The sequence below is a fragment of the Pseudomonas sp. H3_E07 genome (assembly GCF_054668895.1).
Map to the genome: position 1 here is coordinate 1,938,422 of NZ_CP162795.1, position 23,545 is coordinate 1,961,966.

At 57.8% G+C, this 23,545-nt stretch carries 28 protein-coding genes and 1 tRNA gene; 17 read left to right on the plus strand and 12 right to left on the minus strand.

Translation table 11 applies throughout. The annotated features are described in order from the left end of the window. Positions 1–6 precede the first annotated feature (6 nt). From pth to AB4O08_RS08950, 13 genes are all read left to right on the plus strand, one after another. On the plus strand, positions 7–591 hold the full coding sequence (gene pth, locus AB4O08_RS08890) for an aminoacyl-tRNA hydrolase (RefSeq protein WP_010213318.1): 585 nt from the start codon (positions 7–9) through the stop codon (positions 589–591). Between the two features lie 21 nt (positions 592–612). Next, positions 613–1,713: a redox-regulated ATPase YchF gene (gene ychF / locus AB4O08_RS08895; protein WP_010213320.1), complete on the plus strand. Its 1,101-nt coding sequence runs from the start codon at positions 613–615 to the stop codon at positions 1,711–1,713. Between the two features lie 393 nt (positions 1,714–2,106). After that, positions 2,107–3,033: a sigma 54-interacting transcriptional regulator gene (locus AB4O08_RS08900; protein WP_047543656.1), complete on the plus strand. Its 927-nt coding sequence runs from the start codon at positions 2,107–2,109 to the stop codon at positions 3,031–3,033. Positions 3,034–3,197: 164 nt separating this feature from the next. Further along, positions 3,198–3,398, plus strand: a complete 201-nt coding sequence (locus tag AB4O08_RS08905; protein ID WP_137205936.1) for a hypothetical protein — start codon at positions 3,198–3,200, stop codon at positions 3,396–3,398. Positions 3,399–3,506: 108 nt separating this feature from the next. Continuing rightward, positions 3,507–3,869 carry a hypothetical protein gene (locus tag AB4O08_RS08910; RefSeq protein WP_021491935.1) on the plus strand — a complete coding sequence of 121 codons (363 nt, stop codon included), beginning with the start codon at positions 3,507–3,509 and terminating at the stop codon, positions 3,867–3,869. A 6-nt stretch (positions 3,870–3,875) separates the two neighbouring features. Continuing rightward, positions 3,876–4,697 (plus strand): type III secretion system inner membrane ring lipoprotein SctJ, encoded by an 822-nt coding sequence (gene sctJ, locus AB4O08_RS08915; protein ID WP_137205937.1) that lies wholly within the window; start codon positions 3,876–3,878, stop codon positions 4,695–4,697. Continuing rightward, on the plus strand, positions 4,690–5,247 hold the full coding sequence (locus tag AB4O08_RS08920) for a type III secretion protein (RefSeq protein ID WP_460114804.1): 558 nt from the start codon (positions 4,690–4,692) through the stop codon (positions 5,245–5,247). Before sctJ ends, AB4O08_RS08920 begins: the two co-directional genes overlap by 8 nt. Before the next feature lie 2 nt (positions 5,248–5,249). After that, positions 5,250–5,861, plus strand: coding sequence for a type III secretion system stator protein SctL (sctL, locus tag AB4O08_RS08925; RefSeq protein WP_460114805.1), 612 nt, complete (start codon positions 5,250–5,252; stop codon positions 5,859–5,861). A 74-nt stretch (positions 5,862–5,935) separates the two neighbouring features. Then, the gene (locus AB4O08_RS08930; RefSeq protein WP_010213328.1) at positions 5,936–6,154 is read left to right on the plus strand and encodes a hypothetical protein; all 219 of its coding nucleotides are present in this window, start codon (positions 5,936–5,938) and stop codon (positions 6,152–6,154) included. Position 6,155: 1 nt separating this feature from the next. After that, positions 6,156–6,548, plus strand: coding sequence for a type III secretion system chaperone family protein (locus AB4O08_RS08935; protein ID WP_031290788.1), 393 nt, complete (start codon positions 6,156–6,158; stop codon positions 6,546–6,548). Positions 6,549–6,562: 14 nt separating this feature from the next. Then, positions 6,563–8,704 carry a type III secretion system outer membrane ring subunit SctC gene (gene sctC / locus AB4O08_RS08940; protein ID WP_460114806.1) on the plus strand — a complete coding sequence of 714 codons (2,142 nt, stop codon included), beginning with the start codon at positions 6,563–6,565 and terminating at the stop codon, positions 8,702–8,704. Next, on the plus strand, positions 8,701–8,904 hold the full coding sequence (hrpT, locus tag AB4O08_RS08945) for an HrpT family type III secretion system protein (protein ID WP_010213331.1): 204 nt from the start codon (positions 8,701–8,703) through the stop codon (positions 8,902–8,904). Before sctC ends, hrpT begins: the two co-directional genes overlap by 4 nt. Positions 8,905–8,915: 11 nt before the next feature. After that, a complete protein-coding gene (locus tag AB4O08_RS08950; protein WP_413469068.1) occupies positions 8,916–9,254 on the plus strand; it encodes a transcriptional regulator in 339 nt (112 codons plus the stop codon). Here AB4O08_RS08950 and sctU read toward each other — a convergent pair whose 3' ends face one another. The 11 genes from sctU to sctW all read right to left on the minus strand — a co-directional run bounded on the left by sctU (position 9,255) and on the right by sctW (position 19,392). Continuing rightward, positions 9,255–10,352, minus strand: coding sequence for a type III secretion system export apparatus subunit SctU (sctU, locus tag AB4O08_RS08955; protein ID WP_042571039.1), 1,098 nt, complete (start codon positions 10,350–10,352; stop codon positions 9,255–9,257). It abuts the gene before it with no gap. Then, positions 10,349–11,137, minus strand: a complete 789-nt coding sequence (gene sctT, locus AB4O08_RS08960; protein WP_010213336.1) for a type III secretion system export apparatus subunit SctT — start codon at positions 11,135–11,137, stop codon at positions 10,349–10,351. Before sctT ends, sctU begins: the two co-directional genes overlap by 4 nt. A gap of 10 nt (positions 11,138–11,147) precedes the next feature. Then, positions 11,148–11,411 (minus strand): type III secretion system export apparatus subunit SctS, encoded by a 264-nt coding sequence (gene sctS / locus AB4O08_RS08965; RefSeq protein WP_010213339.1) that lies wholly within the window; start codon positions 11,409–11,411, stop codon positions 11,148–11,150. A 7-nt stretch (positions 11,412–11,418) separates the two neighbouring features. Continuing rightward, positions 11,419–12,072, minus strand: a complete 654-nt coding sequence (sctR, locus tag AB4O08_RS08970) for a type III secretion system export apparatus subunit SctR (RefSeq protein ID WP_010213341.1) — start codon at positions 12,070–12,072, stop codon at positions 11,419–11,421. Next, complete coding sequence (locus AB4O08_RS08975) at positions 12,069–13,082, minus strand: FliM/FliN family flagellar motor switch protein (RefSeq protein WP_010213342.1); 1,014 nt, start codon at positions 13,080–13,082, stop codon at positions 12,069–12,071. Before AB4O08_RS08975 ends, sctR begins: the two co-directional genes overlap by 4 nt. Next, a complete protein-coding gene (locus tag AB4O08_RS08980) occupies positions 13,079–13,345 on the minus strand; it encodes a type III secretion system HrpP C-terminal domain-containing protein (RefSeq protein ID WP_042571038.1) in 267 nt (88 codons plus the stop codon). The genes AB4O08_RS08975 and AB4O08_RS08980 overlap by 4 nt, the downstream gene beginning before the upstream one ends. 188 nt (positions 13,346–13,533) lie before the next feature. Continuing rightward, complete coding sequence (sctO, locus tag AB4O08_RS08985; RefSeq protein WP_010213344.1) at positions 13,534–13,962, minus strand: type III secretion system stalk subunit SctO; 429 nt, start codon at positions 13,960–13,962, stop codon at positions 13,534–13,536. Further along, positions 13,949–15,295 carry a FliI/YscN family ATPase gene (locus AB4O08_RS08990; RefSeq protein ID WP_460114807.1) on the minus strand — a complete coding sequence of 449 codons (1,347 nt, stop codon included), beginning with the start codon at positions 15,293–15,295 and terminating at the stop codon, positions 13,949–13,951. Before AB4O08_RS08990 ends, sctO begins: the two co-directional genes overlap by 14 nt. A gap of 8 nt (positions 15,296–15,303) precedes the next feature. Next, positions 15,304–16,203, minus strand: coding sequence for an FHA domain-containing protein (locus AB4O08_RS08995; protein ID WP_236267230.1), 900 nt, complete (start codon positions 16,201–16,203; stop codon positions 15,304–15,306). A 34-nt stretch (positions 16,204–16,237) separates the two neighbouring features. After that, positions 16,238–18,331 carry a type III secretion system export apparatus subunit SctV gene (sctV, locus tag AB4O08_RS09000; RefSeq protein WP_021491945.1) on the minus strand — a complete coding sequence of 698 codons (2,094 nt, stop codon included), beginning with the start codon at positions 18,329–18,331 and terminating at the stop codon, positions 16,238–16,240. Further along, complete coding sequence (gene sctW / locus AB4O08_RS09005) at positions 18,328–19,392, minus strand: type III secretion system gatekeeper subunit SctW (protein ID WP_044286607.1); 1,065 nt, start codon at positions 19,390–19,392, stop codon at positions 18,328–18,330. The genes sctV and sctW overlap by 4 nt, the downstream gene beginning before the upstream one ends. 263 nt (positions 19,393–19,655) lie before the next feature. On the opposite strand from sctW, the gene AB4O08_RS09010 reads away from it, so the two are divergent. From AB4O08_RS09010 to AB4O08_RS09025, 4 genes are all read left to right on the plus strand, one after another. Beyond that, positions 19,656–20,207, plus strand: a complete 552-nt coding sequence (locus AB4O08_RS09010) for an RNA polymerase sigma factor (RefSeq protein ID WP_010213349.1) — start codon at positions 19,656–19,658, stop codon at positions 20,205–20,207. 191 nt (positions 20,208–20,398) lie between these two features. Next, positions 20,399–20,475: transfer RNA gene (locus AB4O08_RS09015), tRNA-Met, on the plus strand. A gap of 167 nt (positions 20,476–20,642) precedes the next feature. Then, positions 20,643–21,875 (plus strand): tyrosine-type recombinase/integrase, encoded by a 1,233-nt coding sequence (locus tag AB4O08_RS09020; protein WP_130138567.1) that lies wholly within the window; start codon positions 20,643–20,645, stop codon positions 21,873–21,875. Further along, positions 21,872–22,783 (plus strand): hypothetical protein, encoded by a 912-nt coding sequence (locus tag AB4O08_RS09025; RefSeq protein ID WP_460114808.1) that lies wholly within the window; start codon positions 21,872–21,874, stop codon positions 22,781–22,783. Before AB4O08_RS09020 ends, AB4O08_RS09025 begins: the two co-directional genes overlap by 4 nt. Here the strand turns inward: AB4O08_RS09025 and AB4O08_RS09030 are convergent. Beyond that, entirely contained in the window at positions 22,769–23,386 is a 618-nt protein-coding gene (locus AB4O08_RS09030; RefSeq protein ID WP_460114809.1) for a recombinase family protein, read from the minus strand. The two genes, AB4O08_RS09025 and AB4O08_RS09030, sit on opposite strands and share 15 nt — an antisense overlap. Between the last annotated feature and the right edge of the window lie 159 nt (positions 23,387–23,545).

Below are 23,545 nucleotides of genomic sequence, written 5' to 3' on the forward strand. Positions count from 1 at the left end.
CCTGTCGTGACTGCCATTAAACTGATCGTTGGCCTGGGAAATCCAGGCGCCGAATACGAACAGACCCGGCATAACGCGGGGGCCCTTTTTGTTGAGCGCATCGCCCACGCCCAAGGTGTGAACCTGGTGGCCGATCGCAAATATTTTGGCCTGACCGGGCGCTTCTCGCACCAGGGTCAGGATGTTCGTCTGCTGATTCCCACCACCTACATGAACCGCAGCGGCCAGGCTGTCGCGGCGCTTGCGGGGTTCTTCCGGATCAAACCCGAGGAAATCCTGGTGGCCCATGACGAATTGGACCTGCCGCCCGGTGTCGCCAAGCTCAAGCTCGGCGGTGGGCACGGCGGGCACAACGGCCTGCGCGACATCATCGCGCAGCTGGGTAATCAGAATAATTTCTACCGCCTGCGGCTCGGCATTGGCCACCCAGGCGTTGCCAGTATGGTTTCAAATTTCGTCCTGGGTCGTGCGCCACGCGCCGAACAGGAAAAACTCGATGCCAGCATCGACTTTGCCCTCGGCGTGCTGCCGGATATCTTCGCCGGTGAATGGAACCGCGCGATGAAAAACCTGCACAGCCAGAAGGCCTGACTCTTACCGAGGGGAAACACCATGGGATTCAATTGCGGCATCGTCGGCCTGCCCAACGTCGGCAAATCCACCCTGTTCAACGCCCTGACCAAGTCCGGTATTGCAGCGGAGAACTTCCCCTTCTGCACCATCGAGCCCAACAGCGGTATCGTGCCGATGCCGGATCCACGCCTGGACGCCCTGGCGGCCATCGTCAATCCAAAGCGCATCCTGCCGACCACCATGGAATTCGTCGACATCGCCGGCCTGGTCGCAGGCGCGTCGAAAGGTGAAGGCCTGGGCAACAAGTTCCTGGCCAACATCCGTGAAACCGATGCCATCGCCCACGTGGTCCGCTGCTTTGAAGACGAGAACGTGATTCACGTCTCCAACAGCGTCGACCCGAAACGCGACATCGAGATCATCGACCTGGAACTGATCTTTGCCGACCTCGACAGCTGCGAGAAGCAACTGCAGAAAGTCGCGCGCAACGCCAAGGGTGGTGACAAGGACGCCGTAGTCCAGAAAGGCCTGCTGGAGCAGTTGATCGCGCACTTCACCCTGGGCAAGCCGGCACGCAGCCTGATGAAGACCATGGGCGCTGACGAGAAGGCCGTAATCAAAGGCTTCCACCTGCTGACCACCAAGCCAGTGATGTACATTGCCAACGTCGCCGAAGATGGCTTCGAGAACAACCCACTGCTTGATGTGGTCAAGGCCATTGCCGACGAAGAAGGCGCCATCGTTGTTCCGGTGTGCAACAAGATCGAAGCAGAAATAGCCGAACTCGACGACGGCGAAGAAAAAGACATGTTCCTTGAGGCCCTGGGCCTGGAAGAGCCTGGCCTGAACCGCGTAATCCGCGCCGGCTACGAGATGCTCAACCTGCAGACCTACTTCACCGCCGGTGTCGAAGAAGTTCGCGCCTGGACCGTCAAGGTCGGTGCTACCGCACCGCAGGCTGCCGGTGTGATCCATACCGACTTCGAAAAAGGTTTTATCCGTGCCGAGGTAATCGCCTACAACGACTTCATTCAGTTCAAGGGTGAAGCCGGTGCCAAGGAAGCGGGCAAGTGGCGCTTGGAAGGCAAGGAATACATCGTAAAAGATGGCGATGTGATGCACTTCCGCTTCAACGTGTAAGCGTTACCTGCGGTTTATACCGCGAATAAAAAGCCGATGCATTGCATCGGCTTTTTTGTGGGCGTTTGAATTTCGCTAACGAAAAAATTAAAAACGTCATGACGTGATACATTTGCTCATAAATTTTAAAAGCGAAACGCAAGACACCCGATAAAAAGCCTCATTGCAAAAACACCTCTTTAGAATATTTTCTTGCAACGTTAAGACTTTCCCTACACCTGAAATGGCGAAACTCGCCCATCAAGACTTGAAACTTTTTTATTCGCTGAAACGTATAACTTTCACGTCATCCATCGCTCTGGCCAGTTCATGACAACATAAAAAAATCCTGTTTAACTGCGTTCATATGGAGATAGCCCTCATCATGCGGCCACCGCACTGGAGCAAAATAATATGTCGACGCTTAATCAGAATAGTCTTATAGAAGATATAACTTTCTCTGATTGCCCGAGCATCGAAACGACTATAAACAACACAGCCGCTTTGGATATAGATATTCTGCTATTGGGAGAAACAGGGACGGGTAAAGATACGTTGGCACAACATATTCATTACCTATCCCAGCGTAAGGGAAACTTCGTTGCCGTCAACTGCGCCGCCATTCCGGAAAGTCTTGCCGAGAGCCAGCTGTTCGGCGTAAACAGCGGCGCCTATACGGGGGCCATGCAGTCCCGGGCTGGATTCGTTGAAGCAGCCCATCTGGGCACCTTATACCTCGATGAAATCGATAGCATGCCACTGACGCTACAAGCCAAGCTGTTACGCGTGCTGGAATCCCGTGGAGTCGAGCGTCTGGGCTCGACCCGATTTATCCCGGTGGATATGCGCGTGATCGCATCTGCCCAACGCGTCTTGCACGAGATGGTCGAACAAGGCACTTTTAGACGTGATCTCTACTTCCGCTTGAATGTCGTCAGCATCCACCTTCCGGCCTTGCGGGATCGACGAGCGCGAATCATCCCTATGTTCCTCCACATGATTCAGCAAGAAGCTGATCATTTCAAACTCGCCTACCCTCCCCCTCCCGATAGCCAATTGTTGCAGCAGTTGCTGTGCCACCCCTGGAAGGGCAATGTCCGCGAGCTTCGATCTACGGCGAAGCGCTTTGTATTGGGCCTGCCTCCGCTTTCAGCAACCGTGATCACCCGACAGGAAATAGAGATGGGCCTGAAGGCGCGCATGCATCAGATGGAAAAATCGCTGATTGAAGAGTGCCTGCGCCAAAATAGCCATTGTGTGGACAGTGCGGCAACCGAACTGGGCGTTCCCAAAAGAACCCTGTATCACCGCATAAAGCACTTGGGAGTGTCACTGGGTTGAGCGCACCGGAAACAAGCCAATACATTTATTGAAACATAGCCTCCAGCGATGCGTGGAACGCATACATTTCTTGAACCACATAATTGATGGAACGGCACTACGGATGGAGAGTTTTTTCTTAAGGCGTGCTGTTTCACTTACACATATTAATTACGGAGAACACTATGGCTATTCCTAGCGGATCATCCTACTCACCTTATTCGGGCGGCTACGGCGGTGGCCAAATGTCTGCTCAAGATGCTGACCAAGGCTTGGAAGCTGCAGAAGCAAAAAAACGCGCAGATGGTGTAAAAAACGCATTTAAGGGTGCAGAAAACCAAAATACCTCGGGTATCAAGGCAGCATCCGACAAACTCAACGTTTAATAGCTTCAACTTACAAAAGCCTTCCTGCGGCCCCGGCGGGGAAGGCTTTTTAAGCAAACACGGAGATAAGCCCCCTCAACGTTAGTTTCGACGTTACAGGATCCTACTATGATAGGCATTATTAAGCAGACTGAACGCAACTCTCTATCCGAGTCCCTCACAGACCATAAATTAACGGACTTGAGTACGGATATTGACTTTTTTAACGCCGCCGTAACCGCTTCATCATTTTCGAAACACGCCACGGGTAGCACCGTTACGCAAAACTTACTTTCCGAGGCAGCAGGCAAGCTAAGTTCTGTGACGGACCGTATGACTAGAAGCCTGCGTGCCTTGAGCAGCCCGAATAAGCTGGATGAAGCTCGAAAATATCCGGGCCAACTTTCCGACGCGCTCCTACTTCAGCAGATGCTGTCAAAATCCGTCGGTAAAACCGCACAATGCATTGATAAAATCAGCAGTCTTCAGTAGGTTAAAATGAATCACCTGCTACCGTTTGTATTGGTTATATGTCTCTCTCTCCTGCTGCAGGCCTGTAGTGAACGGGTCGAGCTTCATCGTCAGCTAACTGAGCAAGAGGCTAACGAGGTAGTAGCGGAGCTGGCTGACAAACATATCCGCGCCACTAAAGTTCCGGCAAAAGATGGCGTTATCGTTGTTGTCAACGCCACCGAGATTGCGCGTGCGGTACGAACGCTGGAGGCCGTAGGGCTCCCTCGGGCAGCACGCACTACGCTGGGTAACACCTTTCGTAAAGAAGGTGTGATCTCAACGCCACTGGAAGAAAGAGCGCGCTATATCTATGCATTGTCTCAAGAACTTGAAACAACGCTATCGAATATTGACGGCGTTATCGTCGCCCGGGTCCATGTGGTATTGCCTGAGCGCGTCGCGCCTGGAGAGCCTGTGCAACCTGCCTCTGCGTCAGTGTTCATCAAACATGATCCGAGGCTTGACCCAGACAACATCAGGGCGCGTGTTCGCAGGATGGTTGCTAGCAGCTTACCGGGCATGGCCACAGCGGTCGACAACTCGCAGAAATTGACCGTCGTGTTCGTGCCGGCGACAGCTTATCTGGAGCAACAGCGTTTGGCTTACTTCGGGCCGTTCCTGGTTCCCGAAGATGACCTCGGTTTCTGGAGAATCTGTGTGACTGTTTCGCTGCTCGCAGTGGTGTTCATGGTATCGGGAGGTATGTTCTGGCAAAAGCGAAAGCAACGAGTTATGCCGACGCCTGACGTGCGCGCTCAAACACATGAAGTGTCTTCCAGCATGACTGCTCATTCCAGCAATGAGTAATCTCGCCTGGGCCCAATGGTGGGCCGCCCCCTGGTTATATGCGCATGAAGACTGGAAAAGCATCGATAACTACGCGGCACTTATACAACTCCATCGCAGCGGGCAGGTGGCTACGGGGACACATTTCGGTATTGCTCCATGCCTACCTCCGATGCCTGACCCTGCATTAATTCAACTGGCGACTGCTTCTGCGGAGCAACTTGATCTGGCGATTGGGTTGATTGAGGGCATTTGCCGCCCGGCCTATGCGACAGCATTGGATGAGCATCATCACCTGTGGTGTAACAGCCTATCCAAGGCTCTGCCACTTGATATCGTGCAGCCTGATAACGACCCATTGCAATTGCTACGCGCCTGGATTCCTCCGGCGACCTGGCAGCGGATCCGCCTGCGCTTTCCTCGCCAACGTGTACTTGATCTAGAGCAAATGCCATTGGCGCTCAAGGGTTCGCACAGCCGCCTTGATACGCTCTGGCATGCTGTCGTGTGGCGTATTGGCGCCATGGATGGCACCCGCAATCCTGTTGATTCATGGGAGCATGGAGAATAACGATGTTATGTCGCCGCATCATCAACTCGCCTGGCGGAACACGTGCGCTCCCGGGGAGCCTTCTCTCCTGCGAAACCCTGGCAAGTTACACCCAAGCCGACAATGTGGTTGAGCAGGCAAAAGCGGGAGCCAGACAGTTACTACAGGAGGCCAATGAACAACGTGAGCAGCTTCTGGAAAAAGCGAGTCTGGAAATATGGCAACGTGCCGATGCACAGCTCAAACGCTGGGAAGCCGAGCGCCAAACCTTGTGTGACAACCTCGAGCAATACGCAACCTCAATTGCCAACCAGGCTATCTCCCTTCTACTTGAAGAAACACCCGCCCCCCAACGTATTAAGGCTCTGATCAGGCAACTGCTGGCGTGCCATGTGCCTGCAATTAAGGCAACGCTTTTATGCAACCCACATGAGCTTGAGACAGTCAGGCAATGCCTAGACAGTGACAGCGGTAATTGCTGGACGTTGCGCGCGGAAAATACGATTGAACCTCAAAACCTCATATTGAATACCGAAGAGGGCGACTTTCGTATTGACTGGACAGCCTTGATCAGTGCTCTCGTCAGACAGGATCCCCCCCTTTCGCACGATAGAAGCAGGCAGACGCTTTCCTAAAAATAATTGAATACAACTGGAACTATTTCGAAATAAAAACCAAGAAGAGGTACACCCCCTCATGGAATACCTCTATGAAATATTTAGACGGCTTCAAAGACAGGCTTCTAAGCGACGCCAGACATACTAAAAGGGAATACAACTACGCAGCAGAAAACAACTCTGGTTCGGAGGAAGACATCGGGCTGTTTTTCAATCTTTTACAGCGACACCGCACCTCCGAATACGTCTACCAAGAGCAAAACCGAGTGAAGCACATGCTACTGAAGTCCTGCCTGGATAGCGTGCCGTAAATTGAAAGAACTGTTTTCTGAATACCTGAGGAACGGCACCGGGGAATTAACGCTGTTCGAGAACGATGAAGCGGTTGTACTGCGTCACTGTTCGGGAACCCTGCTGCTTAGCGTTCAACTGGCCCGACACTCCCGGAATGAATCAATGCTGGTGAGCTGGATGCGTCTGGGCGCCGTCAGCCTGGCCCACTTTCAAGGTGCGCTCGCTCTGTCACCAGACAGCGGTGACCTCTGGCTGATCCATTGCGTGCCTAACCCACACGACGAACAGCATCTGCTGCACTGCATCGAGAGCCTGCTCAACCAACGCGATACCTGGCGCGCCACCGTCGCGCGCCTGAACAAACCCATCCATCAAATCAAACCTACCTGGCTACGTTCGTTGTTGCACTAAACAGGGAAACACCTATGCATAACACGATCTGCAAGCGCAGCGACTTGCGCATTAACTCGCGTGAAACTTCATCCAGACGTTTCAACTGGTCAAGTCTGGTAGCGCTCGCCTGTTTGCTGTCCCCGGCGCACAACGCCCTTGCCGCGATACCCCCCGAATGGAAAAACACCGCCTACGCCTATGAGGCCGACCACAAACCGCTGCGGGAAGTACTCGAAGACTTCGCCCAGACATTCGGCACGCAACTGCAAATCGAAGGCCTGCTGGAGGGCGACGTCAACGGCAAGATTCGCGCGAATACCCCACAGTCACTGTTGGACAGACTCGGGGTTGAGCATCGTTTTCAGTGGTTTCTCTACAACAACACGCTGTTCATCAGCACGCTGGACCAGCAGGAGTCCGCGCGCCTGGAGGTCTCGTCAGAGACGATTTCCGACCTCAAGCAGGCGCTGACCGATATCGGACTGCTCGATAGCCGTTTCGGTTGGGGTGAGTTACCGGAAGACGGTGTCGTACTCGTCTCCGGCCCCAAGCGCTATATCGAACAGATCAAGCAATTCAGCAGCCAACGCCGGTCACCGGATGAAAAACAGAGCGTACTGAGTTACCCGTTGAAGTTCGCCAATGCGGCGGACCGCCAAGTGGATTACCGCGGCGAAAAGCTCGTCGTTCCCGGCGTCGCCAACATCTTGCGAGGCCTTTTGGAACCGCGTTCCCCGTCTGCGCTCACAGGCTTGACCCAACGTCCGGCCTCCCAGCCAGCGCCGCTTACGCCCAATGTGCCGCGGCTGGGCAATCCGTTGCTGAGCCAAATGCTCGACGCCAATGGCACCACAGGTCAAATGGCTCCCATGCCTGCATTGACCTCACGGGCCCCGGTATCCACGAGCCGAATCCGAGTCGAAGCCGACGTACGCAATAACGCCGTGCTGATCTATGATCTGCCGGAACGCCAAACCATGTACCGCGAATTGATCACCCAGCTCGACGTCGCGCGCAAGTTGATCGAAATCGATGCGATCATTCTCGATATCGAACGTACGCAATTGCGTGAATTCGGGGTGAACTGGGGTTTCCAGAACAGCCGCTTCCGCGGTGGCGTCAACATGGCGCCCGGCACCTCCTCACAGTTGTCGATTGATAACCGCGACCGTTTCTACGCCGATATCCGCGCGCTGGAAGCCAAAGGGCTGGCTACCATGGTTTCGAACCCCTCGGTGCTCACCCTGGAAAACCAACCAGCGGTGATCGACTTCAACCGTACCCAATACATCACCCCCGGCAGAGATTACGCAACCATTCTGCCCGTCACCGTAGGCACCAGCCTTCAGGTGGTTCCTCGGGTAACGACCGGACGTGGTGTTCACCAGATCCATTTGGCGGTCGATATAGAAGACGGTAATTTCGACGAGACCAATCCCGACCGAGACCCCAATCACCCTGATGTGCGCCGGGGCAAGGTCAGCACGCAGGCCGTGATGCAGGAAAAGCGCTCGCTGGTGGTCGGCGGCTTTAATGTCACTGACAGTTCCGACCAGCAAAAGAAAATCCCGCTGCTGGGGGATATTCCGTTACTGGGCAAGGCGCTGTTCTCTTCGACAGAACGCCACAACAATCGCCGTGAGCGTTTGTTTATCCTGACACCCCGCGTCATCGGGGACCAGGACGACCCATCGCGCTACTTGCCACAAGACGACCAGGCCGAGTTGCAAGCCGCCCTCGCACCACTGGCCAGGCGCTACTCACCGCATCAGCCGGTGATCAAACGCAGTGACATCATCACCACGCTGGCGCGCTTGGTCAGTGGAGAAGTCCCCAAGGCTTTCAGCGCGGCACCGATGCCTCTGGCGCTGAACACCTTGTGCAGCACCCGTGATTTGCTGGCGCTGAACACCGACCGCAGTCAGTGGTACGCCGGCCCGGAATACAACGTGGCGGTGGTGGTGTTGCGCAACCAGTTCAAACGCAATGTGCGTATCGATGAAAAGGAATGCAGCAACTCGCAGACCCTGGCAGTCACCGTGTGGCCACGTGCCTGGCTCAAGCCGGGTGAAGAAGCCGAAGTATTCATCGCCATGCGCCCGGTAGTGAGAGATGAACACCTCAGCGTGCCCCGCCCCTCCATGATCACTCCAGCTCAGAAGGCCACGCCATGAAAAACCGACTGTTGTGCGTCATCCTGATTGGCGCAGCGATACTCTTCACCGGCTGTACGCCCACGTGCAAAGGTGATTCGTGCTCACGCCCGCAATCGAGCAAGGACAAGATGGTGATCTGGTGGCCGCCGCAGATGCGCGTCGAGCCCGCCCCCTCCGGTGAGCGGGCGGACTACCAGACGGTGTCATTGGAACGATGAGTTCCCCGAATATGCCCGGCACCCCACGGCAGGTATTTTTCGACAACCTGGTGAGTGGCGCTGCTGCTCACCTGCCCCTGGCGCCCGGTATCAAGGTCTGCGCACAGCACGCTGGCCAGCGCCCTGGGGTGGCCTTGTGCATTGCGCGCGAGGCCCTGCAGGCTGGGCAATTGCAACAAGTGCTAGAGCGACGCTTTGAACAAGCGGTGGTGTTCGAGGGCTGCTTTATCTACCTCGATCCCCAGCACGCCCTGGTGATATGGCACGCGCTGCCGGCAACCGCCAACGCTCTCGACAGAATCCTCAGCCGGATGCTGTCGCTGGCCACTCTGCAAGCCTTGGACAGGTGATCAGCGCCGCTCAAGCTCGGGAAGCTCCAGGGTTTCGCGCTTGGCCTCATCATCGAGCTCGCGCAAGGTTCGGTAAATCAGCGCCACGGCCTGCAAGGTTTCCCGAGGGATGCTCGCGCCCAATTTTTTCGTGTAAAGCGTGCGAGCCAACCATACACATTGGATTACCGGCACGTCGGCCGCCTTGGCACGGCGGATCAATTTGCGGGCTTCATCGTCCGTGCCTTTGCTCACCAACATCGGCAGCGGTGTCTTACCCGGCCGGTAATACAAGGCGACAGCAAAGTGCGTCGGGTTGACCACCAGCATGTCGGACTCCTCCAGCTTGGGCAGCTTGACCTTCGGTTCTTCCTGGGCCAACTGGTACGCCAACGAACGGCGCTGCCCCTTCACATGAGGGTCACCCTCCATGTCCTTGTACTCTTTGACGACCTCCACTTGAGTCATGCGCATGCGCTTGGCAAAAAAGTGCTTGGACAGGATCAGGTCGACCAGCGCCAGCACCAGCAGCATGCCAAAGCACACATGCAGCAGATGACGGAACAGCGCGATCAACGCCACGATGTAGCTCTGCAGGTCACTGGTGGCCAGGTTGATCAACGTGCCCACCGAGGGCCGGATTACCACATACAGAATCAAACCGATAAGGAAGGCTTTCGTCACGCTCATCAACAGGTTCATCAACTGTTGGGCTGAGAACATTTGCTTGACCTGGCTGACGGGATTGAGGCGATTGAAATCCATCTTCAGGGCCTCCGGCGCAAACAGCAGCCCGAACTGCATCCAACTGCTGATCAGCTTGGTGGTAATCGCGACCCCGACCATCAACAGAGCAAAGGAGAAGAACACTCCCAGCCCGTCGAACAGCACCTCTTCCAGTGCACGCGTGAAGGGCTGATTCAAACGTGATATCGGCAACAACATCAATTGCTGGAAGCGTTGCAGGCTGGTTTCAGCGGTGAATAAGGCGATTTCACTGATGGCTGTCAATGCCAGCAGCTTTGCAACATCCTGGCTTTGGGCGACCTGGCCTTTCTTGCGTTGGTCACGCAGTTTCTTGGCTGACGCCGGATGCTTTTTTTCGCCGGAATCACTCATGGGACCGCGACCTTGATCAACTGTCCCAGCACGTGTTTGAGGTCACCCAGCGAACCCATGCGTCCGACGATCAAGTCCTGCAGCAACGCAAAGTAGAGCAGCAGAATACCGATACCCGCGAGGCTTTTGACCGGTGGCGCCAGCGTACTGACCTGCAATTGCTGACTGTAGACCCCCAGCAACGCGATGCCGAACTCCAACAACAGCAACACCGCGATAAAAGGAGCGGCATAGAGCAGCATGTGCGTGAAGGTATCGCCCAGCAAGTCGATAAACAGGCTCATCCCATTCTCTGCCGGCAGCGGGAACCAGACGGTGGGAGGCCAGATCAGGTAACTGTCCCAGATCACCTGGGTCAACGCGCCCAACCCCAAGGTAGTCATCAGCAGGAAAATCGCCAATTGCTTGAACAGATGCCCCATCGGCGTGGCATCCGGCCCCAGTGAAGGATTGAGCTGACCGCCGGCCAATGCGCCGCGTTGGTTATCCAGCAACGCCCCCACTCCCTCGAACATCCAGAACGGCATCGACAGCAGTACCCCCAGCAATAATCCCAGGGCCACTTCCTTGAGCACCAGCGCAGCCAATATCAGCGCCGAGTAGTCATGTCCCTCCAACGCTGCATGAATACCCGGTGCGGGCAGCAGTGCCATGACCATCACGATGGTGACCCGCAACCTGCCACGTATATGTTGAAAACAGAACGCCGCGACTAAGATGCCACAGGGATAAATACGCGCCATGCCGATGAGTAGGCTGGGCAAGAACTCGAGATACAGCAGCACGGGCGATACCTCAATTCAGGGCCGAGCGGCCGATCATTTCGAAGGTCAGGTTGATCAGCTGGATCAACTCAACGCCGATCCAGCGCCCGGTCATGATCAGCGTGACACCCACCGCCACCAACTTGATACCAAAGGGCAGAGTCTGGTCCTGTATCTGCATCAGCGCCTGCACCAACGACGTCAGCACCCCCACCACCACCGCCACCATCAGCGGCGGCGCCGTCAGCACCACCACCAGCAACATGCCCTGTTTGAACAGCACGATCGGTTCCATAGGCCACTCAGAGATAGGAGAGGAACAAGCTGTCGAGCAGGCGCGACCAACCGGACACCATCACGAACAACAGCAGTTTGAGCGGCAGGGAAATGGTCATTGGCGAGACCATTTGCATGCCCAGTGCCAGCAGCAGGTTGGAGACAATCAGGTCAATGACAATGAAGGGGATGTAGATCAGAAAGCCGATCTCGAACCCCGCCTGCAGTTGCGACAGAACAAAGGCCGGGACCAGCAGGATCAAGTCTTCGCGCTGGACCTCCTGTGCCATTTTCGCCGGCCACAGGCGCGCGGTATTTTCCAGCAGATGGGTCAGTACATCCGGGTCCACGTTGCGCAGCATGAATGCACGCAACGGTTGGATAGCCTCACGTCCCGTCTGCAAAAAATTGATCACGCTGCTTGTGTCCACGGGCGAGGCCTTGATGCCCTCGGCGATCTCGTAACCGACCGGTGCCATGATAAACAGCGTGGCGGCCAACGCGATGCCATTGACGGCCATGCTCGGCGGCACCTGCTGCACACCGATAGCGTTGCGGGTGATCATCAGCACGATGACAATCTTCAAGAACGATGTGCAAATGATCAGCAGCATTGGCATCAACGCCAACGCTCCCACAAACAGCGCCAGGATGAGGGGATCGATCCCCTGGAATGTCATCGACCGAACATCACGCGGGACAACTGCAACCCCAGGCGCCCGTCTATTTCGACCAATTGACCCTGGCCAATCGGCCGGTCGCCGTAATACAAGCCAGCCATGCCCGGCGCATAACCGCCGATGCCGAGCACCGCGCCAGGCGCAAGGTTACGCAATTCGCCCAGGGTAAGGTTCAACGTGCCACAACGTACGTTCAGCGCCATGCTCAGCTCATCGAACGGTTCGTGGCCGAATACGTCCATCACGGGTTCATCCTCTTCATGCCCGGCGTAATGGGGGGCGATGAAATCTTCGTCCATAGACGTGTCCTCGATTGAAGTAAGGGTCAGGCACAACGGCCCGCTGTCATCGTCAATGCGCCCATGCAATCGCCGTGTACCCGCCTGCACGTAGCCGCTGCCCTGGACTAGAAAACAGGCCTGTTCAAAGACCAGCACATCGCCTACACGCAGGTTGCGTGCTTGCGCGATCGGTAACTGCAGACGCCCAAGGACCACCGCAATCGCCAACCGAAACGACGCTGGCATCGGCCTGGCGATGGCGCGCCAAGGTCCGGCATCGCATAGCGCTAGAAAGCTCTCCGGGGCCAGCCACACATACCCCTCGACCCGGGTTGTCCCCAGGATCACGCTGATTCGACAGCCGAACGCCTTGGGTCGAGCACTCTCCAGCAATCGCACATAGCCCAGCAGGGCCTTCACCTGCGGACTCAAGTGGAGCTGGAACAGCGGCCAGAACCAGGACTCCGGGTCGTTGCCGGACGGCGCCAAGACCACCGGACATTCCCCCAGCAGGCTGAGCAACGGCCCGGCTTCGGCGAGCGCCAGCACGCCGCACACCGTTTCGAAGCAAAGAGCTTCGCCACCCGCGGGCGCGCGGCCAGGTTCGAGCAGCAACTGACCGTTGCGCCCTGCCACTTGGAACGGCAGGCACAAGCCACGCCCCAGTCGACGCCGAGCGGCGACCGAGTCGCCCTTGATCAACGGCAATGCGAGCAGTGGCACGATCATGCGCAACTGACATTGGGCAGAAACAGGTTGACCGGCTGTCCCAGCGTCGCCGCAAACCGGTCCTCACACTGTTGCCGCACACCGCTGAGCCAGCGCACCGTCGCCTTCTCTTCCGCATCCAGCTCGACATTCCAGGCGCCCTGTTCACGTCGCACACTGGCGTTGATCCGCCCCAGGCGGGGCAAGTACAGGACTGCCTGAAGCGGCCACTGCGAGGCAGCCTGCATGCGCGGCGCCAGTTGCTCGGCCAGCGCCTCGATCATCGCCGGGCCACCCGACGTCCTGGTTCGTGCTAGCGGGGTACCCGCCCCAGAGCCCTCACCGTCATCAGCCCACAATTGGGAAAACAATCGCGTTAGCTCCGCAGGAACGACACCCGCCACTCCCGGCTCTCGCTCTTCTCGCGCGTCACGCGGACGGGGCCGCTCGGCGGGCTTATCTGAAACCTGGGTCATGTCGGCTCCTGCGCCAGTAAAAGAGATAACTCCTGAAGTTTTTCCACCTGCCGCAGGCAGGCGGTGACCTGCTTCTGGGCTCGGCCGACGCAGGTCTGCTTTTCTTCCTGCTGGCCCTGCAAGGCTTCCAACTGCCCCATGCCTCGCCGCGTAACGGCAGACAAGGAACGCTCCTGCGCCCCCCAGGACTTCAGCGCCTGCAGGTTCAATACCTGGCCCTGGTGCTGGCTGAGCAGTTGGGCACTGCGCTCGGCTTCATCGCGCCGAGTCTGTTCAAGTGCCTCCTCAGCCTGCCGGATAGTGGCGAGCAGGGCCTGCTGGGCGCGCTTCGCCTCGCGCAAGGCTCGCTCGGCCCGATCTGCCCGGTGCCGACGCAGGCGCCGCAGCGTCTCGACTTCGCCAAGCAGACCATCAGAATGGGACATAGGCGGTCAGCTCCTTGAGTTGCTCCAGCGTCGCCGTCATCGGCGCAGGCTCACGCAAGTCCTGGCGCAAGAAATTATCCACAGCCTGGCGACTGTCCACCGCCAGGTCGGTCAAGGCATCGCTGCCGGGCTGGTATTCCCCCAGCTTGAGCATCAGTTCGATCTGTTGATAGGCCGACAACAAGCGTCGCAACGCCGTACCCGCCTGAATATCCGCAGGCTCGGCCACGTTGCTCAGGATCCGCGACAGACTCGCCAGCACATCCACTGCGGGATGGTGCCCACGCTCGGCCAACTTGCGAGACAGCACGATATGACCGTCGAGCAGCGAGCGGACTTCATCGGCCACCGGATCGTTCATGGAGTCCTGCTCGATCAGCACCGTATAGATCGCCGTGATTACCCCCGCACGGGTCAACCCGGCGCGCTCCACAAGACGCGGCAGCAGGCTGTATACCGATGGCGGCAGACCGCCGCGACCGAGAGGTTCGCCGGCGGCCAGACCGATTTCGCGCTGGGCCCTGGCAAACCGGGTCAGGGAGTCGATCAGCAACAACACACGCAGCCCCTTGCGCCGATAACCTTCAGCCAGTGCCGTCGCGGTGAAGGCCGCGCGGGCTCGCTCCATACTGGATCGGTCGGACGTAGCGCACACCAATACGGCTTTGGAGCGCAGCTGTTCATCGAGTTCATGATCGAGAAACTCACGCAGCTCGCGGCCCCGTTCGCCGATCAGGCCGAACACGATGACATCGCAGTCCACGTTACGGGCGATCTCCGCCAGCAGGGTGGTCTTGCCGCACCCGGCACCTGCGAACAGGCCCACGCGCTGGCCTTCGCCCAACGTCAGCAGGCCATCGATCGACCGCACGCCGGTGGCCAGCGCGCGGTTGATGCGCGGGCGCTCAGTGGGCAGCGGTGCCTCACACAACACCGCACTGGTGTCCGGCAAATCGGCCTCGACAAACGCACCGGGGCCTTCTCCCGTGATCGGCCGCCCGAAACCATCCAGCACTTGCCCCAGCAATGCCTCGCTGACCTGAACCCGATGCGCGACGCCAAGACGCTCCACGCCAGCGCCCACCTGCACCCCCTCCAGATTGCCGAGGGCGCTGAGTACCGCATCCTGCTGATCAAAACCGATGATCTCGGCCAGCATGTAGTCGCCCGGCTTTTTCTCGACCCTGCACAAGTCACCGATACGCGCCTGGGGCAGCCGACACTGGAGCAACATGCCATTGACGCGCTGGATGCGCCCTCGCATCGTCACCGGCGCGAAGGTGGCCAGCGACTGGACTTGACGCTGTTGCCAGGCCTCCAGGCGTGCTTGCATTTCCGCACTCACCAGCGCACCTCATAGCGCTGTTCGCCATCGAACACCACCTTGCTGTTGTCGATCAGCACCAGGCGCAGGCCGTCGACTTCATCCCCGACAAACAGTCGGCTGCCCTCCTCCAGGACCACGTGTCCATTCGGCCCGCCCACGATCTGCACAATCTTGAACGGCAACGTCCCATCGCGTACGCGCACACGGCTGATCACCGGGACCGCGCTGTCGAACTGCTCGCCAAAACGGCTGAGCATGCGCGCGACCAGTTCCACATCATCCTGTGAGACATCCCCATTGAGCGCGACCTGGCCATTGACCACTTGCAAGCTGACACGCTGGCTCAATTCACGTTCGCCGAGCATCTTCAACAGCTGCTGGCGGACCTCAAACGGCGAGGCCAATTCGTGCTTCTGCACCACAGGCGGCATCAGGGATGCCTGAGCCTCAGGCTTCCCGGTGGACGCCATGCCCACCACGATGAAGATCACCGTCACCACCAGCACCAGCGTGATCAGGCGCTTCTGCTGCGCCTGGGAGATGGCCGACAACTTAAGCACCGGCACCGTTTCACTGACCCGTGGCGACACAGCCGGTGCGGGGGCTGGTGCCTGGGGCCAGGGCTCATCGGCCAAGGTGACGCACAACCGCACGTTCCCCACCGAAAACGTTACGTTCAGCCCCAGGTGCGCAATTTGCGCCAGCACCTGACCATCGGCATCCTGCAACAACCCGGCCTCAGCCTGCACCGACCAGTTCGAGTCGACAAGCCGCAACCGGGCATGCTGCTCGGCGATGCCAGGGTCATTCAGCACCAGGTCAGCATCGGCGTGGGCACCGATGCTCCACTGCTCCCCGAACAAGGGCAGCGCCGCTCCCTGATGCCGCCCATCAAGCACGCGCAACTCGAACATCATCGAGCCCTCCGTGCTGAACAAAACCGAACCGTCATGCCACCGCACCGCGCATCAATTCGTCCTGGCCCAAGTCAAAGCGCCCCAGCACCTTGACCTTGGAGGCGCTGCCCAACTCGGCGAAAGACAGCACCGGCACGTGGTTGAACTCCTCCAGCAGCAGCGTGCGCAGCGGGCTGCGCAAATCCTGTGCGACCAGCATCACGCTCTTGAGTTTTGGCCGTACGGGAAAAGCTTGATTGAGCAGGCTGACCAACACCGCACTGTGTTCGTCATCAAGGGCGAAGAACACCCCCGTCTGAGTCTGGCGCAGCGCCTCACGCAGGATGTTTTCAGTCTGCGGCGACAACAGCCAGGCATGCAGGCCGTCGGCTTCGCTGTACTGGTGGTAGATCTGTGCCTTGAGCGCGATGCGCGCGTAGTCGGCCAGCGCGTCCGGCTCACGTTCATGCTGGCCGTACTCGATCAGCGACTCGACGATCAGCCGAACGGCGCGCAACGGCACACCCTCGCTGGCCAGGCGTTGCAGGACCGCCGAAAACCGCGACAGCGGCATAATCCGCTGCAGCTCCTGGACCAGTTCCGGTTGGTTGTGTTCCAGCCAACTGAGGATCGACTTGCTTTCCTGGATCCCCAGGAACTGCGGCCCGCTGAGCATCATCGCCTGCTTCATGCGCTCGACGATGAGGCTCGCCGCGGTGAAGCGCTCCAACTGCGGATCATCCAGCAGCGGATCATCCGGTGCCAACCAGAGCCAATCCTGTTCATCACGCTCTACCAACCCCGCAATGGCGTGCGCCGGCTCAACCGACAACGCCTTACGCTCAACCGCCACATGGCTGACAACCGATGCCTTGACCATCGGTACTTCGTGGACACAGAAACGCATTTCATCGTCGGCCAGTGAGTCGTCGAGTTCCACCTCAAACGGTGGCAGCGTCAGGCCGATATTGGCGACCAGTGCATTTCGGGCCTGGCGAATCGAGTGAACAAGATCAGCCACCTCAGGCGTCCCTCGTATCACCGGGGAGAATTGCAACAGATAGGGTCTCGACGGATCAAACCCACGCAAATCCTCACTGCCGTTCTCTTCGGGACGCACCGCTTCGGCGGTTTCAGCAGCGGGCTGTTCCTGCCGTTGACGCTGGCGCATCAGGTAGTACCCCAGGCTGCCGGTAACCAGCGCAATCAGAATGAACACGCCCGTCGGCATGCCGGGTACCACGGCAAAGGCGAGCATGCCCACCGAGGCGATCATCCAGCTCTTGGGTTCGCTGGTCATTTGCCGGGCGATTTCGGCGCCCATGTTGCTGGCGCCCCTGCGTCCGTCCGGCGCCACACGGGTGATGATCATGCCGGCGGTGAGGGAGATCAGCAGCGCCGGGATCTGTGCGATCAGGCCGTCGCCGATGGTCAATACCGAGTACAGCGATATTGACTCGGAAGCGCTCAGGCCATGCTGGAACATGCCCGTGGAGAAGCCGCCCAACAGGTTGACCACAACGATGATCAACCCCGCGATGGCATCCCCTTTGACGAACTTCATCGCGCCGTCCATGGCCCCAAACAGTTGGCTCTCACGGGACAATTGTTCCCGTTTGTCCCGCGCTTGCATGCCGTCAATCAAGCCGGCACGCAAGTCGCTGTCGATGGACATCTGCTTGCCGGGCATCGCGTCCAGGCTGAAACGCGCGGCCACTTCGGCCACCCGCTCCGAGCCTTTGGTGATCACCAGGAAGTTGACCAGGGTCAGGATCAGGAAGATCACCATCCCCACGGCGAGGTTGCCGCCAACCACGAAATTACCAAAGGCCTCGACGATATGACCGGCGTCCTGCTCCAGCAGGATCAGGCGCGTCGTGGCAATCGACAGCGCCAGGCGAAACATGGTGGTCAGCAGCAGTATTGACGGAAACGATGAGAACGCCAGGGGGCCTGGTAGATACAACGCCAACACGATCAACAGGCATGAGATGCAGATATTGAGCGCGATCAGGATGTCCACCAGCCAGGTGGGCAGCGGCACGATAAAGATGAAGACGATGGCCATCACCACCACGGCGCCCAGCACTTCTGCGCGTTGCGCGACCTTGAGCAGAAAGCTGTTGATGGCCGAAAGCGCAGTCACGCCATGCCCCCCAGCTCAGCAGGAAGACGCGCAGGGCCACGTGTCACCCGATCCAGTTCGCCGATCACGGCCAGGAAACCACGCAGGGTTTCTTCGCGTACTCGACTGTCGAGCCATATCGCCAATGGCAGTTGCTGGACCAGCGGATACAGTGCATTGAGGGCCAACAATTGCTGGGGGCTCGAACTGCCCAACAGGTCGCTCCCGAGTCGCAGTATTTCAGCAGCAGCGATACCTGCACCGGCGTAACCCAGCAGGCGTTGCAGCAGGGCCACGGCATCATGATCGATACCCAGGCGTTGGAGCAGGGCGTTGCAACCGGTCAACACGCCGCTCAACTGTCCACAGCTTTGCAGCCCCAGTAACAGGGTACGCAGCATCGGCGTAGGCAGTGATGACACCTTGGCCGCGATGTCGTCCGCCAAAGCCTTGCGCATCATCTTGAGCCCTTCGGCAAGCCGTTCCTCGCCATACACCCCCAGCAGCGCCTGCATCATCGTCGACAACGATTGGCGTGTGACCACACTGGCGTAGTAGAGCGCACGCAGCGCCTGGCGCTCCTGTGGATCGGCACTGCCCGCCTGCAGCGCCAAAGCAATGTTCAGGCCTGCCTGGATCTGCCCTTTGAAGCGGACCTCCAGCTTGGCGATGGCATCTCGGGCCAACGCCGCTTCCGATGGGCGCACTTCAGCGTCTGCCTGGGTTGCCACATATTTGAGTACCACGAATGCACGCGCGGGGTCCCCGCCAGCCAGCGACAGCAATTTGTCGACACTGGGATGCTGCAGCAATTGCCAGCGGATGCGGCGCGAAAGGCTCGCAAGGGTCGCCTGGGCAGGGTGCCCCAACTGATCATAAATTTGCGCAAGCTGTTCGGCCGGAGGCACGCGCACGCTCATCTTCCGCTGACTCAAGGGCTGGCTGTTGTTTTGCACTTCCAGGCTGAACAGGTGAGCGAGCTCATCCAAGCCCGGAACTGGCACCGGCGTGGAGGTCTGGCTGACAGCAGGTTGATCCAACTGCTGGACGGCTGGCACATCCGGGGAAGATTCGACTTTCATGGACAGACCTGAACAGGAAGAGTGTTTCCCTGTGTGGCAAGGCCAGCTCAAACGGTTCCATCAAGTCGAATGCCACGAAAAATTTGAAAAGACTTGCACAGACCTCCGTGGCATCTATGCAAGGTCCTGCGCAAAATCACTCCACTACAAAATATTTATTCATAAAAATCAGTCAGTTATATAAAAAACAGTCTTGGCATAGCCAGTGCTAAAGGGGTTCCCGTCGACACCTTTTCGACTGCGTCTACACCAAGGAAACAATCATGAATATCCCTATTGAAGCTTTAGCGCACCTCGTTGGCAGCTCGCCTCAATTCATGCTTCACCTGACAGACGAACAGCAAAAAAAACTTCGGCGCTTCATTCATAAGCGCGTACTCAACCCGGAAGATGCGGATGATCTTCTGCAATTGACGTACCTGGAAGCCTGGCGCAACCGAGAGCGTTTCAGCGGCAATGCGACGCTCAGCACGTGGATGTGTGGTATCGCGCAAAACCTTATCCGTAACCACTTCAGGCGCATGTACGCCAAGCCGGTGCATTGCGAGTTTGACGAGTCGCTCTGGCATGGTCAGGAGGACAATCGCAACCTGGATTGGGAATTTGAGGTCAACCGTCGCCTGGAAAAAACCCTGAGCGCTATCGACCATCTGCCGGTGGAAATGCGCAAGACCCTGTACGCCTCACTGGAAACCGACGGCAGCTATCAGGACACAGCCGACGCGTTGGACATTCCTATCGGCACCGTGCGTTCACGCCTGTCACGGGCCCGCGAACAGCTCAAACGCGCCACGCACAACCCGAAACACCCGTAGCGTCAGTGCACGCGTTGAGCGGCAGGGATATCTGCTCAACGCGATCAAGTTTCGCGGGTACTCGGCAGGGCGAAGAGTGATCCACTCGTCGCCAGATTCGCTGATTTCGCTTAAACAGTTGAAAGCGTAGATAAAAATTCAAAATAAATGCTTGACGCATTGCCGTTCTACGCGAATAATGCGCGCCACTTGGCTACATAGCTCAGTTGGTTAGAGCATAGCATTCATAATGCTGGGGTCCGGGGTTCAAGTCCCTGTGTAGCCACCAAGTACCGATTTATAGATGTTTATAGAAGTCTATAAATCACCTCAAGAAGCCCGCCTAGTGCGGGCTTTCTTGTTTCTGCCTATCTCTAACCGTCTCTATCTATCTCTACCCTTCCTGTATCCCCCCGTGTATCCTCGAAAAATAATTGAACCCGGGATACACGCGCCATGAAACGTTCCGAAATAAAGCGCCGACCTCTTTCCGACACGGCTTTGGCCGGGCTAGAGCCCGACGCCAAGGAATACCGCGAGCTCGACGGGAACAGCCTTTATTTTCGCGTGAAAACCGATGGCCAAAAGTCCTGGCAGCTTCGCTATAAAAAACCTGATGGCAAATGGTCGTGGCTGGGACTGGGCGGCTATCCCGATGTAAGCGGATCGATGGCCCGGCAGAAAGCTGCAGAGTTGCGCGCCGAGGCCGCCGACGGCAAAAATCCGATTATCACTAAACAAGCCCGCAAGAAAGCGGAGCGGGATATCGCCGGCGAGACATTCGAGCCGCTGGCTCGAGAATGGTATGCCTCACGCCTCACCAACTGGGACGCAGGCACCGCGAAGCGAATCATCGGCGCGCTCGAACGTCACGTCTTCCCTGTGTTCGGCAAGCGCCCCTATGCCGACATCACCCCGCTTGAGTGGATGGAGTTTCTGCGCAGCATGGAGCAGCAGGGAATCCTCGAGCAAATGAGCCGGGTGCGCTCGTACTGCAGAGACGCCTACGACCTGGCGAGGGTAACTGGGCGGGCTACCCATAACCCGCTTGAGGGACTGCAAAAATACCTCAAGTCCGGCAAGGCCGAAAACTATGCCCACGTCTCACCCGATGAACTTCCGGGCCTTATCCGCTCCATCGCTGCCTATCCACACGCCCACGATGTGCGCCTCGGCTTGCGCCTACTGAGCCTGTTCGCCGTGCGCCCCAGCGAGCTAAGGGAGGCCCGGTGGTCAGAATTCGACTTCGCCAAAAAGGTCTGGACGATCCCAGTCGAGCGTAAAGGCCGCAAAAAAGGCCTCGAGCACTTAGTGCCGCTCTCGTCTCAAGCAATTGAGGCCCTAGAGGAGCTGCGCCAGTACACCGGCAGCTATCCCCTTCTGTTCCCAGGTCGCAGCGATCACACCAAACCACGTAGCGACACAGTGTTCCTGATGGCGCTGCGCCGTATGGGATACGAGGGGCGCCAGACCGGTCACGGCTTCCGACATATCGCGTCGACAGTACTCAATGAAAACGGATTCGATGAAAACCACGTCGAGGCCCAGCTATCGCACAAAAAACATGGTGTTGCCGGCGTCTACAACAAAGCCCAGTACCTTCATCAGCGCACGACGATGATGCAATGGTACGCCAACTATCTGGATGAAATTGCAGCGGGCAACTTGGCCGAGAGGAAGCGAGCATGATCGAGCCTACATTTCTAAGCGTCCCTGAACTGGCAGAACGATGGGGTGCATCTTCACGTCAGATCCTCGAGCATGGAATCAACCGCGCACTGCCGATTCTTTTCGCATTCGAGGGCCTGGCTTTCGATCAGGCAGATAGATGGCTGATGAGCCATGGGGCGCACGATGAGGCTATGGAGCTCGAGGCCAAAACCAAATCGGTTGAAAGTAGCGAGGCACATCTGCGAAGGAACGCCGCCGGTAACGTCGACGAGTTCACTAGATTGAGCCAAGAAGAGGTAGTCGCCTTACGCCAGGCAACAAATGCGAATCAGGACCGGATACGAGAACTTAGCGATCTCCTTGAACAGCGAGATCGAACTCGCCTAGATTACCGATTCATGGGATATATGCGAGCGCCCCCGTGTGTGCTTTGGGAGCTAATGCAGAACGAAGAAACCCCTTTTCCTCACCTGGCATTCCATCCTCTTTCGGATGTTCACTTGGTGAGCATCGATGGCCGGACAGTTTGGGAGGGTCGCATGATGACGCTCGAGCCGGATATCACCGGAGCCTGGAAAGGAAGACTCCGGATATCAGACTTGCTGATCCCCTGGGCATCGGTAAAGGCGTTGGAAGCAGCTCAGAAAAACATCAAGGAAGAAGCCTTAACCAACGATAAGGATGCGACAAAGCCGGTTTCTCGCATGAAAGCCCAAACGGCAGCAATCCTTGCTGAAATCGCCAGACTTGGTCACGACCCCAAAGCCTTGCCGGCGAGGAGCCCGGGCAAATCAGAGGTACGCGCCGAAGTATCGAAAGCCATGAGCAAACGCCGCGATCTTTTCTCTACCAATTCCTTCAAGAAAGCTTGGGAGGAATTAAGGGCTTCGGGCGAGATAGCCGATGCCAAGTCAGGCGCTCAATAGCTCCTTGATCCGCAGCACCGTGGTAGTCGAGCAGTCCGCGTGCCGGGCCGTGGCGCGGATGCCAAGTCCAGCCTTCAGCAGTTCCTTCACTCGCTTATGAAGATCAGCGTCGATCGGGCGGCCCTGATACTTGCCCTCGGCTTTAGCCTTCTCAATGCCTTGAGCCTGGCGCTCCCGCCGCTGCTCGTAATCTTTGCGCGCGATGGCGGCCATCATTTCCACCAACATTGAGTTGATCGCGCCTAGTATCCGCCCGGTGAACTCATCGCCCTTGGTGTCCTGCATTCCCTGGTGGCTGGTCGGCAGGTCGAGCGCAACGATGCGCAGCCCCTTGGAATCGATCGCAGCCTTTAGCTTTTGCCAATCCTCCACAGGGAGGCGGGAGAGGCGGTCTATCGACTCCACCAGCAATACGTCACCCTTACGGGCATCCTTGAGCAGGCGCAGCAGCTCAGGCCGGTCGGCGGTGGCGCCGCTGGCGTTCTCCAAGTACACGCTTGCAATGACCTTGTTATGGTCGCTGGCGAATTGCTCGAGCGAGGCCCGGGCACGACCGGCGTCTTGTTCGTCGGTGGAGGCTCGGAGGTATGCGCGGATGAACATGATGGGTGCCTGTATCAGTTAGGGCGTTCTACTAATAATGTTTCACTTTAGGTGTTACTTATCAAGCGGAAAGCCCGAAAAAGGCAAAATAAGCCTGTATCTGGATAGGCATACCTTGGCTACAACGAGGGGAATCTGTACAGTCGGATCACAAAATGC

Coding starts and splice junctions, on each gene's coding strand:
- ychF (WP_010213320.1), top strand. CDS start 613: ATGGGATTCAATTGCGGCATCGTCGGCCTGCCCAACGTCGGCAAATCC.
- AB4O08_RS08900 (WP_047543656.1), top strand. CDS start 2,107: ATGTCGACGCTTAATCAGAATAGTCTTATAGAAGATATAACTTTCTCT.
- AB4O08_RS08905 (WP_137205936.1), top strand. CDS start 3,198: ATGGCTATTCCTAGCGGATCATCCTACTCACCTTATTCGGGCGGCTAC.
- AB4O08_RS08910 (WP_021491935.1), top strand. CDS start 3,507: ATGATAGGCATTATTAAGCAGACTGAACGCAACTCTCTATCCGAGTCC.
- sctJ (WP_137205937.1), top strand. CDS start 3,876: ATGAATCACCTGCTACCGTTTGTATTGGTTATATGTCTCTCTCTCCTG.
- AB4O08_RS08920 (WP_460114804.1), top strand. CDS start 4,690: ATGAGTAATCTCGCCTGGGCCCAATGGTGGGCCGCCCCCTGGTTATAT.
- sctL (WP_460114805.1), top strand. CDS start 5,250: ATGTTATGTCGCCGCATCATCAACTCGCCTGGCGGAACACGTGCGCTC.
- AB4O08_RS08930 (WP_010213328.1), top strand. CDS start 5,936: ATGAAATATTTAGACGGCTTCAAAGACAGGCTTCTAAGCGACGCCAGA.
- sctC (WP_460114806.1), top strand. CDS start 6,563: ATGCATAACACGATCTGCAAGCGCAGCGACTTGCGCATTAACTCGCGT.
- hrpT (WP_010213331.1), top strand. CDS start 8,701: ATGAAAAACCGACTGTTGTGCGTCATCCTGATTGGCGCAGCGATACTC.
- AB4O08_RS08950 (WP_413469068.1), top strand. CDS start 8,916: ATGCCCGGCACCCCACGGCAGGTATTTTTCGACAACCTGGTGAGTGGC.
- sctU (WP_042571039.1), bottom strand. CDS start 10,352: ATGAGTGATTCCGGCGAAAAAAAGCATCCGGCGTCAGCCAAGAAACTG.
- sctS (WP_010213339.1), bottom strand. CDS start 11,411: ATGGAACCGATCGTGCTGTTCAAACAGGGCATGTTGCTGGTGGTGGTG.
- sctR (WP_010213341.1), bottom strand. CDS start 12,072: ATGACATTCCAGGGGATCGATCCCCTCATCCTGGCGCTGTTTGTGGGA.
- AB4O08_RS08975 (WP_010213342.1), bottom strand. CDS start 13,082: ATGATCGTGCCACTGCTCGCATTGCCGTTGATCAAGGGCGACTCGGTC.
- AB4O08_RS08980 (WP_042571038.1), bottom strand. CDS start 13,345: ATGATCGAGGCGCTGGCCGAGCAACTGGCGCCGCGCATGCAGGCTGCC.
- sctO (WP_010213344.1), bottom strand. CDS start 13,962: ATGTCCCATTCTGATGGTCTGCTTGGCGAAGTCGAGACGCTGCGGCGC.
- AB4O08_RS08990 (WP_460114807.1), bottom strand. CDS start 15,295: ATGCAAGCACGCCTGGAGGCCTGGCAACAGCGTCAAGTCCAGTCGCTG.
- AB4O08_RS08995 (WP_236267230.1), bottom strand. CDS start 16,203: ATGTTCGAGTTGCGCGTGCTTGATGGGCGGCATCAGGGAGCGGCGCTG.
- sctW (WP_044286607.1), bottom strand. CDS start 19,392: ATGAAAGTCGAATCTTCCCCGGATGTGCCAGCCGTCCAGCAGTTGGAT.
- AB4O08_RS09010 (WP_010213349.1), top strand. CDS start 19,656: ATGAATATCCCTATTGAAGCTTTAGCGCACCTCGTTGGCAGCTCGCCT.
- AB4O08_RS09020 (WP_130138567.1), top strand. CDS start 20,643: ATGAAACGTTCCGAAATAAAGCGCCGACCTCTTTCCGACACGGCTTTG.
- AB4O08_RS09025 (WP_460114808.1), top strand. CDS start 21,872: ATGATCGAGCCTACATTTCTAAGCGTCCCTGAACTGGCAGAACGATGG.
- AB4O08_RS09030 (WP_460114809.1), bottom strand. CDS start 23,386: ATGTTCATCCGCGCATACCTCCGAGCCTCCACCGACGAACAAGACGCC.